The sequence below is a fragment of the Cellulomonas avistercoris genome (genome assembly GCF_014836445.1).
In the GTDB taxonomy this organism is placed as follows: domain Bacteria; phylum Actinomycetota; class Actinomycetes; order Actinomycetales; family Cellulomonadaceae; genus Cellulomonas; species Cellulomonas avistercoris.
The window spans coordinates 34,528-49,363 of the sequence record NZ_JACSQV010000012.1 but is presented as its reverse complement, the minus strand read 5'-3'; the positions used below and the strand labels follow the sequence as shown (position 1 = coordinate 49,363).

General features: G+C 74.6%; 17 protein-coding genes. 5 read left to right on the top strand and 12 right to left on the bottom strand.

Annotated elements, in window-relative coordinates; translation table 11 throughout:
- The first annotated feature begins 73 nt into the window (after window positions 1-73).
- On the top strand, window positions 74-1,033 hold the full coding sequence (locus H9657_RS13810) for a PaaX family transcriptional regulator (protein WP_191784000.1): 960 nt from the start codon (window positions 74-76) through the stop codon (window positions 1,031-1,033).
- Here the strand turns inward: H9657_RS13810 and H9657_RS13805 are convergent.
- The 5 genes from H9657_RS13805 to H9657_RS13785 all read right to left on the bottom strand — a co-directional run bounded on the left by H9657_RS13805 (window position 1,002) and on the right by H9657_RS13785 (window position 6,461).
- On the bottom strand, window positions 1,002-1,937 hold the full coding sequence (locus H9657_RS13805) for an SDR family NAD(P)-dependent oxidoreductase (RefSeq protein ID WP_318241499.1): 936 nt from the start codon (window positions 1,935-1,937) through the stop codon (window positions 1,002-1,004). The two genes, H9657_RS13810 and H9657_RS13805, sit on opposite strands and share 32 nt — an antisense overlap.
- Entirely contained in the window at window positions 1,934-2,428 is a 495-nt protein-coding gene (locus tag H9657_RS13800; protein ID WP_191783999.1) for a MaoC family dehydratase, read from the bottom strand. Before H9657_RS13800 ends, H9657_RS13805 begins: the two co-directional genes overlap by 4 nt.
- 103 nt (window positions 2,429-2,531) lie before the next feature.
- Window positions 2,532-3,722, bottom strand: a complete 1,191-nt coding sequence (locus H9657_RS13795) for a thiolase family protein (RefSeq protein ID WP_191783998.1) — start codon at window positions 3,720-3,722, stop codon at window positions 2,532-2,534.
- Window positions 3,719-5,422 (bottom strand): AMP-binding protein, encoded by a 1,704-nt coding sequence (locus H9657_RS13790; protein ID WP_191783997.1) that lies wholly within the window; start codon window positions 5,420-5,422, stop codon window positions 3,719-3,721. The genes H9657_RS13795 and H9657_RS13790 overlap by 4 nt, the downstream gene beginning before the upstream one ends.
- 139 nt (window positions 5,423-5,561) lie before the next feature.
- Complete coding sequence (locus H9657_RS13785; RefSeq protein WP_191783996.1) at window positions 5,562-6,461, bottom strand: PaaX family transcriptional regulator; 900 nt, start codon at window positions 6,459-6,461, stop codon at window positions 5,562-5,564.
- Between the two features lie 189 nt (window positions 6,462-6,650).
- Here H9657_RS13785 and H9657_RS13780 point away from each other — a divergent pair, with 189 nt between their 5' ends.
- The 4 genes from H9657_RS13780 to H9657_RS13765 all read left to right on the top strand — a co-directional run bounded on the left by H9657_RS13780 (window position 6,651) and on the right by H9657_RS13765 (window position 10,221).
- A complete protein-coding gene (locus H9657_RS13780) occupies window positions 6,651-7,643 on the top strand; it encodes an ABC transporter substrate-binding protein (RefSeq protein WP_191783995.1) in 993 nt (330 codons plus the stop codon).
- A 193-nt stretch (window positions 7,644-7,836) separates the two neighbouring features.
- Window positions 7,837-8,592, top strand: a complete 756-nt coding sequence (locus H9657_RS13775; protein ID WP_191783994.1) for an ABC transporter permease — start codon at window positions 7,837-7,839, stop codon at window positions 8,590-8,592.
- Window positions 8,592-9,422, top strand: coding sequence for an ABC transporter permease (locus H9657_RS13770; RefSeq protein WP_191783993.1), 831 nt, complete (start codon window positions 8,592-8,594; stop codon window positions 9,420-9,422). The genes H9657_RS13775 and H9657_RS13770 overlap by 1 nt, the downstream gene beginning before the upstream one ends.
- On the top strand, window positions 9,415-10,221 hold the full coding sequence (locus H9657_RS13765) for an ABC transporter ATP-binding protein (RefSeq protein ID WP_191783992.1): 807 nt from the start codon (window positions 9,415-9,417) through the stop codon (window positions 10,219-10,221). The genes H9657_RS13770 and H9657_RS13765 overlap by 8 nt, the downstream gene beginning before the upstream one ends.
- Before the next feature lie 11 nt (window positions 10,222-10,232).
- Here H9657_RS13765 and H9657_RS13760 read toward each other — a convergent pair whose 3' ends face one another.
- From H9657_RS13760 to H9657_RS19190, 7 genes are all read right to left on the bottom strand, one after another.
- Complete coding sequence (locus tag H9657_RS13760) at window positions 10,233-10,655, bottom strand: hypothetical protein (RefSeq protein WP_191783991.1); 423 nt, start codon at window positions 10,653-10,655, stop codon at window positions 10,233-10,235.
- A gap of 126 nt (window positions 10,656-10,781) precedes the next feature.
- A complete protein-coding gene (locus H9657_RS13755) occupies window positions 10,782-11,552 on the bottom strand; it encodes a phosphatase PAP2 family protein (protein WP_191783990.1) in 771 nt (256 codons plus the stop codon).
- A gap of 56 nt (window positions 11,553-11,608) precedes the next feature.
- On the bottom strand, window positions 11,609-12,349 hold the full coding sequence (locus H9657_RS13750) for a class I SAM-dependent methyltransferase (protein ID WP_191783989.1): 741 nt from the start codon (window positions 12,347-12,349) through the stop codon (window positions 11,609-11,611).
- A gap of 49 nt (window positions 12,350-12,398) precedes the next feature.
- Window positions 12,399-12,845, bottom strand: coding sequence for a MarR family winged helix-turn-helix transcriptional regulator (locus H9657_RS13745; protein ID WP_191783988.1), 447 nt, complete (start codon window positions 12,843-12,845; stop codon window positions 12,399-12,401).
- 119 nt (window positions 12,846-12,964) lie between these two features.
- Entirely contained in the window at window positions 12,965-13,705 is a 741-nt protein-coding gene (locus H9657_RS13740) for a maleylpyruvate isomerase family mycothiol-dependent enzyme (RefSeq protein WP_191783987.1), read from the bottom strand.
- A gap of 1 nt (window position 13,706) precedes the next feature.
- Window positions 13,707-14,561 carry a fumarylacetoacetate hydrolase family protein gene (locus tag H9657_RS13735; RefSeq protein WP_191783986.1) on the bottom strand — a complete coding sequence of 285 codons (855 nt, stop codon included), beginning with the start codon at window positions 14,559-14,561 and terminating at the stop codon, window positions 13,707-13,709.
- A partial coding sequence (locus tag H9657_RS19190) for a cupin domain-containing protein (RefSeq protein WP_225215321.1) occupies window positions 14,558-14,836 on the bottom strand: 279 nt, incomplete at its 5' end. The genes H9657_RS19190 and H9657_RS13735, both read right to left, overlap by 4 nt.

Sequence of the window (14,836 nt, the reverse complement as noted above, 5' to 3'; positions counted from 1 at the left end):
ACGACTATCGGCGGGCGACGTAAGATATGTCAAGCATCGTCGCGACCGGCGACGAACGGGGAGGGGAGTCGCCGTGGCACGCACGATCGAGGCGGGCGCAGGTACGCCGCGCACGCGCGAGGGGTCCCCACCGAGCCTGCTGCTGACGCTCCTGGGCGACTACTGGTGGGGCCAGACCGACCCGCTGCCGTCGGCCGCCCTGGTCGACCTGCTCGCGGACTTCGGCGTCAGCGACGTCGCCGCGCGCGCCGCCCTGAGCCGCATGGTCAAGCACGGACTCCTCGCCTCGACGCGCAGCGGCCGCCACACGTTCTACGAGCTGACGCCGCGCGCGCAGGCGATCATGCGCACGGGCGCCGAGCGCATCGTCGCGTTCGGCGCCGGGGACGCCGCCGCGTGGGACGGCCGGTGGAGCCTCGTGGCCTTCTCGGTGCCGGAGGCCAACCGCTCGGCCCGCGAGGCCCTGCGCACGCGCCTGCGCTGGCTCGGGTTCGCGCCCCTGTACGACGCCCTGTGGATCTCGCCGCACGCACGGCACGACGAGGCGCTCGCCGAGCTCGGGGACCTCGGCGTCACGCACGCGACCGCGTTCGTCGCGACGTGCCCGGTGCTGCCCGGCACGGCCCTGACGCCCGAGAGCGCGTGGGACCTCGACGGGCTCGCCGAGCTCTACCGCACCTTCCTCGCCACCTGGGAGCCGACCCACGCGGCCCTCAACAAGGGCGCGATCTCCCCGGTCGAGGCGCTCGTCAAGCGCACCGAGCTCATGGACGCCTGGCGCGCTTTCCCCGGCGTGGACCCCGACCTGCCGCGCCGGCTGCTGCCCGCGGACTGGCCGCGGGACCGCGCCCGTGACCTGTTCCTCGACACCTACGAGCAGCTCGGCGCCCCCGCGTCGGTGCGGGTCCGGCAGGTCATCAGCGGCTACGCGCCCGCACTCGCGGACCGTGTCGTCCAGTTCTCGGTCGTCGCGGACCCGCCCGGGCCGCGCCCCGCACCCGTCACGTCGGCGGCTCGAGCGGCGGCAGGGTGATCCCGCTGGGCTGCAGGTGCGGCGCGAACGTGCACTCCCACGCCTCCCCGATCGCCTCGGCGCTCCACCCGCCCTCGCGGTACGTGACGGCGAGCTCCTGCGGGACCGAGTAGACCGACAGCTTGTCCCCGCCGATGCCGATCGCCTGCCCGGTGACGCCCGCCGACGCGTCCGACGCGAGCCACACCACCAGCGGCGCGACGTCCTCCGGCCCGCCCAGCGCGTGCTCCTGGCGCACGGTGCGCGGCAGCGGCTCGCCACGGTCGTAGGCCGCCGCGACCTCCGCGTAGACGGGGATGGTCGCGGTCATCGCGGTGATCGCGGTCGGCACCACGGCGTTGACCGTGATGCGGGCGCGCGCCAGCTCGAGCGACCAGGTCCGGGCCATCGCGACGATCCCCGCCTTCGCCGCCGCGTAGCTCGTCTGGCCGAAGTTGCCGTGCTGCCCGGCGGGCGAACCGACCAGCACGATCCGCCCGCCCTCGCCGCGCTCGCGCATGTGGACGGCGGCGGCCCTCGCGCACGTGAACGTGCCCCGCAGGTGCGTGTCGACGACGAGGTCGAAGTCCTCGTCGGTCGTCTTCCACAGCACGCGGTCGCGCAGCACGCCGGCGTTGGTGACGAGCACGTCGAGCCGTCCGAACGTCTCGACGGCGGCGGCGACGAGCCGGTCGGCGGTCGCGGTCGGGCCCACGGGCGCGACGACGGCGACGGCCGCTCCCCCGTCGGCGACGATCGCGTCGACCGTGGCCTGCGCTGCGTCCGGGTCGACGTCGTTGACCACGACGCCCGCACCCGCGGCGGCCAGCGCGCGTGCGTACGCGCGGCCCAGCCCCCGCCCGCTACCGGTGACGACGGCGGCCCGGCCGGTCAAGTCGGTGCTCGCGCCCACGCCCGCGTTCACGCGTAGTACCGCACGATCATGACGGCGACCGCGGCGGGCTTGGCCAGCCCCTCGGCCTCGAAGGTGTTCTCGAAGACGGCCTGGTACCCCCCGGCGACCTCGGTGACGGCGGACAGCGTCGACGTCACGCGGATGCGCGACCCGACCCGCACGGGCGCCGGGAACCGCAGGCGGTCGAGCCCGTAGTTGACCCCCGTCCCCACCCCGGTCACCTCGACGACCTCCGCCATGAGCGGCACGACCAGCGCGAGCGTGAGGTAGCCGTGCACGATCGTGCCGCCGAAGGGCGTGCTCGCCGCGTAGGCGGGGTCCAGGTGGATCGGGTTGTGGTCGCCCGTCAGGTCGGCGAACCGGTCGACCTGCTCCTGCGTGATGGTCCGCCAGGACGACGGCCCGAAGGTCGTGCCGACCAGGGACGGCAGGTCGGCCAGGGCGACGGTGGTCCGGGTCGGCGTCGGCGCCGCGGTGGTCGCGGTGGCGGGGTCGGTCATGGGGGTGTGCTCCCTCGGGGTCGTGGGGTCGGGCAGGTCGGTCGGGCAGGTCGGTCGGGCAGGTCGGTCGGGCAGGGGGAGGTCGGGCGGCGAGGCGGGCCGGTCAGCCGTCGACGCGCACGACGACGGCCCCGGCGGAGTCGCCCGCGGCGCACCCGGTGAACAGCCCGGTCCCGCCGCCGCGGGCGTGCAGCGCGTGGATCAGCTCGGTCACGGCGCGCGCGCCCGTCGGGCCCTGCGGGTGGCCGTAGACCAGCGAGGACCCGTAGGGGTTCATGCGCTCGAGCGCGAACCCGGTCTGCTCGGCGAACCACAGGTCGTTGACGGCGAACGGGTTGTGCGTCGTCACGACGTCGATGTCGCCGATCTCCACACCGGCGTCCGCGAGCGCGCGCCGGGCGGCGGGGACCGGGGCCTGCGGCATGTACGCGGGCTCGGCACGCGCGAACCCCGTCGCGAGGACCTGCGCGGTGACCCCGTCGCCGTCGAGCTCGCGCGCCCGGTCGGCGCTCGCGACGACGACCCCGGCGCACCCGTCGGCGGGGTGCGTCTGCGCGCCGTACGTCACGACGCCGTCGGGCGACACGGGACGCAGCCTGGCCAGCCCCTCGGCCGTCGTCGGGAAGACGCCGTGGTCCTGCGTGACCCACTCCTCGCCGCGTCGCGTCGGGATCCGCACCGGGACCATGAACGCGCGCTGGACCGCGCGGTCGTCGGCCAGCGCGGCGGCGTACTGCTCGTGGCGCAGCAGGGCGACCTCGTCGACCTGCTCGCGCGTGTAGCCCGCCGCGCGCGCGGTGTTCTCGGCCGTGTCGTTCATGCTCTGGCCGGTGGTCGGGTCGAGCTTCATCGGGTCGAGCACCCAGTGCTCGCTGACGGGTGCGCCGCCGGGTCCACGCCCGCTGCTCCAGAGCATGAGCGGGCCGTTGCTGGTGCGGTCGGTGACGACGCCGATGGTGGTCGTGTGCGCCCCGAGCTGCACCTGCGTCGCGAGGTGCTCGATCACCGCGGCCGAGGTCGCGCACGCGCGCGAGATCCACGGTCCGCCGTGGTCACCGGCGCCGAGGCGGCGCGAGACGAGGGTGACGCCGTAGAAGGAGTGCTGCTGCGGGACGGTGCACCCGAGCGTCCACTCGGTGATCTCCTCGGGCGGCAGTCCCCGGTCGGCCAGCGCGCGGCCCGTGACGTCGACCGCGAGGTCCAGGCTGTTGACGTCCGCGAGCGGCCCCTGCCACTTGGCGAACGGCGAGGTCCAGCACATCCGGAACGGGATGTGGGCGTCGGTGAACTTCATCGGGTCCTCTCGGCGGGGTCGGCGGCGGCGAGCGGCTCGACGACCGGGTCCACGAGCGCGGGGACCTCGACCTCGGTGATGCGCCGGCGCAGGCGATGCATGTCGACCTTGCCGCTGGGGCTGCGCGCGAGCTCGTCGACCAGGTACAGCCGGCGCGGCTTCTTGTACCCGGCCAGCCGGCGGCCCACCTCGTCCTGGACCTGCTCGGCCGTGAGCCCGGCGCCGGGCGCGGTGACGACGACGGCCGTGACGACCTCGCCCCAGCGCGGGTCCGGCAGGCCCAGGACGACGGCGTCCACGACGCCCGGCAGCGCGAGCAGCACCTTCTCGACCTCACCGGGGAACACCTTCTCCCCGCCCGTGTTGACGACCCCCGACCCGCGGCCGAGCAGCTCGACGTACCCGTCGCCCAGCACGCGCACCCAGTCCCCCGGCATCACGTGGCGCACGCCGTCGATCACGGGGTACGTCTCGGCCGTGCGGGCCGGGTCGTCGTGGTAGCCCAGCGGCATGGCGCCGCGGTACGCGAGCATGCCCGTCTCCCCGATCTCGTCGACGGGCGTGAGGTCCGGCGCCAGGACGACGGCACCCTGCGCGAGCCGCGGCCGGCACGGCAGGTCCTCGGGGCCGCGCACGACGCCGTACGCGAACGGCCCGCCCTCGCTCGAGCCGACGATGTCGATGAGGGTCGCGCCCGGCGCGTGCGCGATCAGCCGGGCCTTGAGGTCGTCGGACCAGACCATGCCCGAGCTGAGCACCGTGGTGAGGCTGGAGACGTCCGCACCCGCCCCGGCGTCGAGGACGTCCACGAGCGGCCCGACGATCGCGTTGCCCGCGACGACGAGGCGTGTGACACCGTGCTCCTCGACGGCCCGGACCGCCGCGCGCGGGTCGAACCGCGCGGTGGGCAGGAACACGACGGTGCCGCCGAGGACCATCGCGTTCATGACGTTGAACAGCGCCGTCGCGTGCATCATCGGCGGCAGCGGCAGGCACACCGTGCGGGGCAGGTCCTCGCGCGCGGCGACGCGCGTGACGTCGTCGAGGGACGTCGGGACGTCGACGGGCAGCGAGCCGTAGATGGAGAACAGCTGGCTGTCGAACAGGTTGTCGTGGGTCCACACGACGGCCTTGGGACGCCCGGTCGTGCCGCCCGTGAACATGAAGATCCGGTGGTCGGGCCCGAGCGCGCGGGGCGGCAGCGGCGCGGCGTCGAGCGCCGCCGCGAAGGGCGTCCCGGGGCCCGGGGGCGCGTCGCCCCGGACCTCGTCGGCGACGACGAGGACGAGCCCGGGCAGCGGGACGCGCGTGCCGGCGTCGAGCACCGCGTCCGCGAGGCTGCGCGGGTACACCAGCGCGGAGGGCCGCGACATCTCGAGCAGCTCGGCGAGCTCGGCACCGTGGTAGCGGAAGTTGACGTTGACCGGGATCGCGCCGATCTTGTACGCCGCGTAGAGCGTGGTCAGGTACTCGACGCGGTTGTACATGAAGATCGCGACGGTCGACCCCGGCCCCAGGCCGTGCGCGACGAGCGTGGCCGCGAGGCGCGCGGCCCGCTGCTCGAAGGCCGCGTAGGTGACGTCCTCGCCGTCGGTCCGCACGGCGACGCGGTCCGGCACGGCGCGCGCCACGGCGTCCCAGATCGTCGCGTAGTTGGCGCGATCGAGGTCACCGGACGACGGTGACGGGACGTCTGCCACTGCTCACATCCTCGTGGGCGGGCCGCGCTGGGGCGTGCGGCGGGGTGATGACGTGGCGATCGTGCCCGTCACCCACGGCCGACGTCAACCATTTCGCTGACGATCGTCAGACGGATGTCGAATGACGGACGGGTGACGCTCAGCCCGCGAGCCGCCGCGCCAGCTCCGCCTGCGCCGGACCCGCCAGCGACCCGTGCAGGCCACGGAAGGCCTCGACCGACCGGGCGGCCGGCCAGTCGGGCGCGAGGTGCTCGCGGGGCAGCCGCGGCACCGCCCGCAGCAGGTCGAGCCAGTCGGCGACGAGCGCCGTGACGTCCCGAAGCGCGTGCGCGACGTCCGGCTCGCGGCCCGCCCACCGGTCCTGGAACTGCTCGTGCCGCTCCCGCATCGCCTCGAGCCGCCACGCGGTCCGGACGCTGCGCGCGGCCGAGAACCCCGGCACCTCGTGCGCACGGAACGCGAGCAGCTCGAGCTCGCCGGCGTCGGGGGCTGGGTCGTCGGGGCCGTGGTCGCCGGGGCCGGGGTGGTCGACGCGGGGGTCGTCCCCGTGGACGCCGCCGAGCGCCTGCGCGACGTCGACCTCGCCCGGCGCGATCCACAGCCCGTCGCGCAGCAGCCCGAACCCGGCCCAGGCCAGCTGCGCGCGCACGCGGTGCCGCACGTCGCGGCGGCTCTCCGGCACGGAGAAGCTCACGAGCGTCCACCCGGTGCCGCGCGGCGCGAAGGGGTCGTCGTCGAACACCCGGTCCCGCGCCTCCCCCAGCACGCGCTCGCTCTCCGGCGTGAGCGCGTAGGAGACGGTGCGGCCGGCACGCACGGGCGCGAGCAGGTGGCGGGCCGCCATGCGGCTCAGCGCGGCCCGCGTCGCGGCCTCGCCGACCCCGAGCTCACCCAGCACGGCGATGAGCACGGACGCCGGCAGCGGGCCGGCGCCGCCGGCGACCATGAGCTCGCCCATGAAGGCCAGCAGGAGCTGCTCGGGCCGCCGTCGGACCCCGGCACGGTCCGGGTCGGGCGCGTCCCCGGGCGGCGTCGACATGCGCGCGATTCTCGCACGGAGGCCGGTCACCGACCGGGGTCGGGCGGTTCCGGATCATTGACACATGTGACATTCGACTGCACGATTGCTGGACGAGTGTCATGCATGGTTCGAGCGCTGGTCGGTCCCGACGGCGCGCGGCGCTGACCGCCCGTGACCCGAGATTCAACGGAGAATTGAGGACCCCCCATGAACCGACGTCCCGCTCTCGTCGCGGCGCTCGTCGCGGCACTGTCGATCGGACTGGCCGCGTGCTCCTCGTCCGACCCGGCGCCCGGCGGCGGGAGCGAGTCGTCGGCCGCACCGGACGCCGACAACCCCCGCGCCGTCACGATCGGGGCGCTGAGCATCAGCGAGACGGCCCCGCTGTGGGCGGCCGTGGAGGCCGGCGTCTTCGCCGAGCACGGGCTCGATGTCACGGTCCAGCCGATCCAGGGCGGGGCCCAGGCCATGCCCGCACTCGTCAACGGCGACATCGACTTCTCCGTCGGGCAGCCGTTCGGTGCCATGCGCGCGAGCCTGCAGGGTCTCGACGTCAAGATCGTCGGGAACTACGCGCAGAGCCTGACCGAGGGCGACGACATCAACTCGGTCGTCGTGGGCGCCGGCAGCGACATCACGACGCCCGCCGACCTCGCGGGCAAGAAGGTCGCGGTGAACTCGCTCGGCGCGGCCGGCGACCTGACGATCATGGCGGCGGTCGAGGAGGACGGCGGGGACCCCGGCACCATCGAGTTCGTCGAGGTCGCGTTCCCCGACGCGCAGGCGCAGCTCGAGGCCGGCAACATCGACGCCGCGTGGGTGCCCGAGCCGTTCGTCTCGATCATCGTCGGCGCCGGCGGCGCCCGCGTCGTCGACCCCTACCAGTCGGTGCTGCCCGGCCTGCCGACCCTCGTCCTGCAGACGACCGGCGCGACGGTGGCCGACGACCCCGAGCTGGTCGACGCCGTGCGCGAGGCCTTCACCGCCGCGTTCGCGTGGGCCGCGGACAACGACGAGGCCGTCCGCCAGGCGCTCGTCGACGAGATGTCGCTGCCCGAGCCGGCCGCCGCGAACCTCCGGCTCCCGCAGTTCTCGACCGAGGTCGACCGCGACGTGCTCCAGGGCCTCGCGGACCTCGCCGTCGAGCACGAGTTCTTCGACCAGGCCCCGGACCTCGACACGCTCGTCGTCATCGACTGATGCAGCTGACCGACACGGTGACCGGTCCGGGGCCCCGGGGCGGCGCCCCCCGGGGCCGTCCTGCAGGACGCGGCGCGCGCGCCCCCCCCCGGGCCCCGGCCCGGCCCCCGGGGCCGCCCCCCCCGGGCCCCGGTCCGGGGCCGGTGCCCGGGCGGGTGCCCGCCGCACCGCGCCGCGTGCCGGCGGCCCCGCGGTGCTCGGCACCCTCGGGGTCGCGGGCTTCGCGCTCACCTGGGAGCTCGTCGCGTGGGCCGAGGTCGTCAACCCGGCGTACCTGCCGCGGTTCTCGACGACGGCGGCGCGGCTGGTCACCGAGCTCGGCGAGCCCCGCTTCTGGTCGGCCCTCGGCGACACCGTGGTGACGTGGGCGCTCGGGCTGCTCATCGCGGTCGCCGCGGCCGTCGTCGCCGGTGCGGTCATCGGTCTCGTGCCGTTCCTGCGCCGCGCGACCCACAGCACCGTGGAGTTCCTGCGGCCCATCCCGTCGGTCGCGATCATCCCGCTCGCGGTCCTGGTGGCCGGGCTCTCGCGCGAGGCCGCGCTGGTGATCGTCGTCTACGCACCGTTCTGGCAGGTGTTCATCCAGGTCCTGTACGGCGTCGGGGACGTCGACACCGTCGCCGACGACACGGCCCGCAGCTTCGGCCTCGGGCGGCTGCAGCGGCTGCGGCACGTCGTCCTGCCGACCGCGCTGCCCTACGTCATCACGGGGTTCCGGCTCGCGGCGTCGATCGCCCTGGTCCTGACCATCACGGCCGAGCTGGTGATCGGCAACCCCGGCATCGGCCGGCAGATCGACGTGTACCGCTCCGCGCCCGACGCACCTGGCCTGTACGCGCTCGTGCTGGTCACCGGCCTGCTGGGGCTGCTCGTCAACCTCGTCACGCGGCTCGTCGAGCGCCGGGTCCTGCACTGGCACCCGTCGGTGCGCCGGGAAGGGGTCGCCTGATGCCCGCCGCTCCGGTCCACCCGGGTCCGGTGCACCCGGGTCCGGTGCCCGCGGTGCGTCGCGCGCTCGCGTCGCTCGGGTACGCCGTCGGGCTGCCCGTGCTCCTCGTCGTCGCCTGGGCGCTGGCCACCCGCGGGACGACGAACCTCTACTACCCGCCGCCGTCGCGCGTGCTCACGGCCTTCGTGAGCACCTGGCTCGCGCCGGACACCCTCGTGCGCGACGTCCTGCCGAGCCTCGGCCGGTTCGCGGTCGGCGTCCTGCTGTCGATCGTCATCGGCGTGGTCGTCGGCACCGCGATCGGCGCGACCCCGTGGCTGCGCGCGCTGCTCGAGCCGATGCTCGAGTTCTTCCGGGCCATCCCGCCGGTGGTGCTCGTGCCCGTCCTCATGCTGCTGCTCGGCATCGACGACACCATGAAGCTCGCGGTGATCGTGTCGGGCAGCGTGTGGCCCGTCCTGCTCAACACCATCGAGGGCGTGCGCGGGACCGACCCCGTGCTGGTCGACACCTCGCGGTCCTACCGGGTGCGCGGCCTGCTGGCCTACCGGTACGTCGTCCTGCCGGCCGCGAGCCCGCAGATCATGGCCGGCGTGCGGCTGGCCCTGTCGATCGGGCTCATCCTCATGGTGATCTCGGAGATGTTCGCGTCGTCGTCGGGGCTCGGCTACCAGATCGTCTACTTCCAGCGGCAGTACATGGTCGCCGAGATGTGGAGCGGCATCCTGCTGCTCGGCCTCGTCGGCGTGGCCGTCGCCGCCGTCTTCCAGCTCGTCGAACGACGGGTCCTGCACTGGTACCACGGCTCGAGAGAGGTCGCCCGTGCCTGAGAACACGCCCCTGCTGTCCGTCCGGGACCTGAAGAAGACCTACCAGGGCGCGTCCGGACCGGTCGAGGCCATCGGCTCGATCACCTTCGACGTGCGCCCCGGCGAGCTCGTCTGCATCGTCGGGCCGTCCGGGTGCGGCAAGACGACGCTGCTCAAGTGCCTGTCCGGCCTGCTGCCGCCCACCGCCGGCTCGGTCACGCTCGACGGCGCCGAGGTCACCGCGCCGCCCAAGAAGATGGCCGTGGTGTTCCAGGAGTACGGCCGCAGCCTCTACCCGTGGCTGACCGTGCGCGACAACGTGGGGCTGCCGCTCAAGGCGCGGGGCGTGCCGCGCCGCGAGCGTCTCGCCGCGGTCGAGCGGGCGCTCGAGGAGGTCGGGCTCGGCCACGCGCTCGACACCTACCCGTGGCAGCTCTCGGGCGGCATGCAGCAGCGCGTCGCGATCGCGCGCGCCGTGGCCTACGAGCCCGAGATCCTCGTGATGGACGAGCCGTTCGCCGCGGTCGACGCGCAGACGCGCGCCGACCTCGAGGACCTCGTGCGGCGCGTCTGGCAGGACCTGGGCGTGACCGTCCTGTTCGTCACGCACGACATCGACGAGTCCGTGTACCTGGGCGAGCGCGTGCTGATGCTGTCGAGCTCACCGACGGTCGTGCAGCAGGACCTGGCCATCGACCTGCCCGCCGCGCGCGACCAGCTGACGACGCGGGCGATGCCGCGGTTCACCGAGCTGCGGACGCAGGTGTACGAGCAGATCCAGCGGGCGAAGCGCGGGGAGACGGTCGCGGCGCCGTCCTGACGTGGCCGGCCTCACCAGCGGCGCGGCAGCTCGACCGACGCGTCCAGGCCCCGGTGGCACACAGCGGACGGGAGGTCGTCGATGCGCGGCAGGAGCGCGTGGCGTGCGTCGCGTGCGCGTCGCCACAGCGGCACTGCCACGAGGAGACCGACGACCAGTGCATAGAGCGACATGACGTAGGGCACCATGCCGAGGCGGGTGTCGCCTCCGCGGTACAGGGTCACGACCATCGCGGCGACGCACCACAGGAACGGGACCGCGAGCAGCCCGCTCACGACGACGGCGAGCCTGCGCCTGCGCCGGTACGTCGTACGGTCGGGCACCCACGGGGCCACCGGTCGGCGCTCCATCGCGGTCGCCCGGAACGGCACCGCCTCGCCCGGCGGGCGCTGCGGCGAGCCGCCCGGGGCGACGTCGGGGCTGGACGGGCTCATCCCCGCGCATCGGCCGTTCGACGCGGCTCGACGACCTCCCGGCGCGCGCGTCACCCGGATGACGACCCGCGCGTCACCGGGGAGACCGCGTCGGCGCCCGCGCGTCCCGGGGGTCCTGGACGCCCCCTAGGTACCAGGCGACGGCTGCGTGAGCTCTGGTGGCGGCTGCGGGCTCCAGCCGGGCTCCGGCTCGCTCGCCGGCAGGCCGCGCATCACGTGGACCCGGTCCACGACGGTGACGACGCCGACCACGACGACGGCCAGACCGGCCGCCGCGACGACGTCCGTCAGGAAGTGGTAGCCGAGGTACAGGCGGCTGAGCGCGACCGCCGCGACACCGACGGCGCCGACGACCAACCAGCCGACGACGACCCGGCGCGTGCGGTGCCGGCTCGCCACGAGGTACCCGGCGACCAGCAGGAAGGTCGCCGTCCCGATGGTGTGGCCGGACGGGAACGACCCGGTCGTCTCCGAGCCGGGGATGTACATGGTCTCCTCCGGCGGTCGGGGCCGGGCGACGAGGCCCTTGACCAGCAGCGAGAGCAGCGTGGAGGCGATCATGGCGCCGGCGAGCAGCAGCGGCCGCCACCACTCGCGCGCGTACAGGCCCCAGCCCACGCACGCGGCCAGGATGATGACCGGCAGCACGGTCGGACCGGTGACGAAGGTGAGCGCGGCGAGGACCGCGGTGAGGACGTCGCTGCGGGCGCCCACCAGGAACTCCAGGACCGGCCGGTCCCACAGGGAGAAGTCGTCGCGCTCCTGGACCGCGTCGAACATGCCCCCGAACACGAGCAGGCCGAGAGCCACGAGCAGGACACCCGGCAGGACGGCCCGGAGCAGGGGCTGGTCGGCGTACCACTCGAGCAGACGGCGCGGCGGGTCTCCGGCTGGCATCCAGCCACGCTACCGGCGCTCGTCGCTGACGGCTCCCTGACCGCCTTCGGCTCCTTCTACAGGTCGAGCGTCATCAGACGGTAGCCGGCATCGAGCTCGTCGAGCGCCAGCAGCTCGGCGTATCTCTCGGCCCACGCGCCCGTCGCGATGTCGCTCTCGAGCCGCTCCAGACCTCGGCGGATCTCCGGGTCGCCGACCCGGCTCAGCACCGAGATCCCCGCCCGGACAGACGGATCCAGGTAGGCAGCGGGCCGCCTCCACCAGGCGGCGGCGAACCCGTCGACGCAGTCGTGGGGCACGGGGACGGCCTCCACCGCGCACGGGCCGAGAGCCGCGACGAGGCGCTCCATCGGGACGGCGTGCGCCCGGTCGAGCTCGCGTGCGGCGGGCAGGTAGTCGCGCAGCAGCCAGAAATCACGGGTCACGGTCTCGTCGAACGTCAGCACCACGACGCGGCGACGTGCGACCCGCTTCATCTCAGCGATCCCGCGCTCCAGGTCGGTCCAGTGGTGCACCGTGAGGACCGCCATGGCCGCGTCCACCGCGTCGTCCTCCAGGGGGATCGACTCCGCGACCGCGCACAGGACCGGGGCGGCCCCGGCGGGGCGCTGGTCGATCATCGTCCTGCTCGGCTCGATGGCGACGACGGTGGTCGGCGGCTCGTAGGACCCGGTGCCGGCGCCGACGTTCACGACGGTCGACGCGCCCTGGAGCGCCCGGTCGATCTGCGCGGCGATGCGGGGGTCTGCCTGGCGGGTGGCGGTGTACGTCCGGCCGATGGCGTCGTAGAGGACCATGCGTGGACTCTGCCAGGCCACGGTCCCCGGCGGGCCGTCTCGCCGGGGATCAGTCCTCCGTCGTGGTCGCCCGGCCCTCCACCAGGATCTTCGTGAGCAGCGCCTGCAGCGTCTCGCGCTCCTGGCGGGTCAGCGCGGAGGTCAGGACGTCGTCCACGCGCGCGGCGGCCGGGACCAGCTCGGCGAGCACCGCGAGCCCCTCGTCGGTGAGGCGCACGACGTTGCGTCGTCGGTCCGCCTCGGCCCGCACGCGCGCGACCAGCTCACGGGCCTCCAGCCGCGCGACGAGCCCGGCGATCGTCGACCTGTCCAGGTCGAGGTCGTCGCAGAGGTCGCGCTGGCTCGCCTCCCCGCGCGTGCGCAGGACGTTGAGCACGCCGAACTGCACGTTCGTCAGCCGCGCCCCGACCTCCTGCGCCCAGGCGGCGAGGTGCGCCTGCTGCGTCCGGCGGACGAGGTAGCCCGTGTGGTGCGCGAGGTCGATCGGGTCGGTCACCCGGTCATGGTGGCAGCCGACATCCCCCGAGGCGATGACCTGGGGGCGAAGAGGTCACGTATGTGCCCACTTTCCTTGATCGCGGTGCGAAGAAGTGCCCACATCCGCGGACGCGCGGTTCAGAGCCAGCGTGGTGGGGCGGGGACCGGGGAGCCGTCCGGCGTCGTCAGCAGGCGCTCGCCGCCGCGGCCGGTCGCCCAGCGGGCAAGGTCGGCGGCGCGGCCGCGCACGCGCACGGACCCGTCGTCGCCGTCGCGCGCCACGGGCCGGTCGGTGGGCTCCAGCACGGGGACCTCACCCTCGCCGGGGCGTGAGTGCCACATCCGCGTCACGTCCGCGAGCAGTGCGTCGACGAGCTCGGGCGGGAACTGCCGGTACGACGCGCCGTTGTCGAGGTCGACCGCGTGCACCCAGACCTCGCGCGTGCGCATCCACACCGTCTCGCTCGCCGGCACCGTGCGCCCGAGCGCGGTGCGGACGGGCGCGGCCCAGGCGTCGGGCGCCAGGTCGCGCCACTCGACGTCGAGGTGCACGGCGGCGTGCGCGGACAGGTTCCGCAGCGCGCGGGCCGGCTGCGTCGCGCCGTACGCGATCTCGGCGTCCCGCTCCTCGCGCGACGCGTACATCGGCGTCTCGACGCCCGTCGCCGCCCACCCCGTGAGGCGGGTCAGCGCCCGCGCGTTGAGCCCGACGTGCGCGACGACGTGCCGGCGGGTCCACCCGGGCACGAGGGACGGCGCGTCGAGCTCGTCGTTGCCGAGCTCGTTGAGCTTGCGGGAGAAGTACGCCTGCCCGCGGCGGGCCAGCAGCAGTGCCGCTCGGAGCTCCGGATCCGTGGTGCGGTCGGTCCGCGCCGCCACGTCAGGCCTCCGCGACGACGTCGTTGCGGAGCTCGCCGAGCCCCGTCACCGACGTCGTGAGCACGTGCCCCGGCCGCAGGTAGCGCGGGGGCGTGCGGGCGTGCCCGACGCCGCCCGGCGTGCCTGTCGCGATGACGTCGCCCGGGTGCAGCGTGAGGATCTGCGAGACGTACGCGACGAGCGCAGCCGGGCCGAAGACCATGTCGTCGACCGCGGTGTGCTGCACCTGCTTTTCGTCGACGACGGTACGCAGGTCGCCCGTCAGCGGCCCGGCCCCGGCCACCGTGAGCCAGGGGCCGAACGGCGTCGTCGCCTCGAACGTCTTGCCCTGCAGCCACTGCGCGGTGCGGTACTGGTAGTCGCGCATCGTGACGTCGTTGAGGACCGCGTACCCGGCGATCGCGGCGCGCGCGGCGGCCTCGTCGAGCCGCCGGGCGGTCGCGCCGACGACGACGGCGACCTCACCCTCCCAGTCCACCGCGTCGGCCGCGTGCGCGGGCAGCACGATCGGGTCGTACGGCCCGACGAGCGCCTCGGGGTACTTCGCGAACAGCGTCGGGTGCGCGGGGAGCTCGCGCCCCATCTCGAGGATGTGGTTGCGGTAGTTCAGCCCGACGCACACGATCTTCGACGGCCGCAGCACGGGCGGCGCCCAGGCCCGCGGCTCGAGGTCCGCGAGCGCGTGCCGTCGTCCGTCCGCGGCCGCGGCTCGCTCCCGCCAGTCGGCACCCGCGAGCAGCGCGCCGACGTCGGCCACCCCGGGCAGCTCGACGGCCTCGCGCTCGTCGACCCGCACGGCGACGGTCGCCGTCGGCGCCTCGCCGGGGGCGGCGAGGCGCAGCGTGCCCAGCCTCACGCGAGGTCCTCGTTGCGCTGCCCCGGCACGTAGGTGCGCGCGAACTGCAGCCGGTCGATGATCGGGCCGTCGGTGAACCGGAAGAGGTCGAACTGGCTGTCGGCGTGCAGCGACCACGGCACCCAGGAGGGGACGGCGAACAGGTCGCCGGTCTCGACGCGGTGCTCCGTGCCCCCCAGCACGACCGTGCCCTCGCCCTCGAACACCTGCCACACCGACGACCCGACCTCGTGGCGCCCGGGCGTCTCGGCGCCCGCGCGCAGGCGGGGGAACTC

Bases quoted from the DNA above. Each gene is read 5' to 3' on its own strand.
- H9657_RS13750 (WP_191783989.1), bottom strand. From the start codon at position 12,349: ATGGTCCTCTACGACGCCATCGGCCGGACGTACACCGCCACCCGCCAG.
- H9657_RS13770 (WP_191783993.1), top strand. From the start codon at position 8,592: ATGCCCGCCGCTCCGGTCCACCCGGGTCCGGTGCACCCGGGTCCGGTG.
- H9657_RS13795 (WP_191783998.1), bottom strand. From the start codon at position 3,722: ATGAAGTTCACCGACGCCCACATCCCGTTCCGGATGTGCTGGACCTCG.
- H9657_RS13760 (WP_191783991.1), bottom strand. From the start codon at position 10,655: ATGAGCCCGTCCAGCCCCGACGTCGCCCCGGGCGGCTCGCCGCAGCGC.
- H9657_RS13780 (WP_191783995.1), top strand. From the start codon at position 6,651: ATGAACCGACGTCCCGCTCTCGTCGCGGCGCTCGTCGCGGCACTGTCG.
- H9657_RS13800 (WP_191783999.1), bottom strand. From the start codon at position 2,428: ATGACCGACCCCGCCACCGCGACCACCGCGGCGCCGACGCCGACCCGG.
- H9657_RS13755 (WP_191783990.1), bottom strand. From the start codon at position 11,552: ATGCCAGCCGGAGACCCGCCGCGCCGTCTGCTCGAGTGGTACGCCGAC.
- H9657_RS13785 (WP_191783996.1), bottom strand. From the start codon at position 6,461: ATGTCGACGCCGCCCGGGGACGCGCCCGACCCGGACCGTGCCGGGGTC.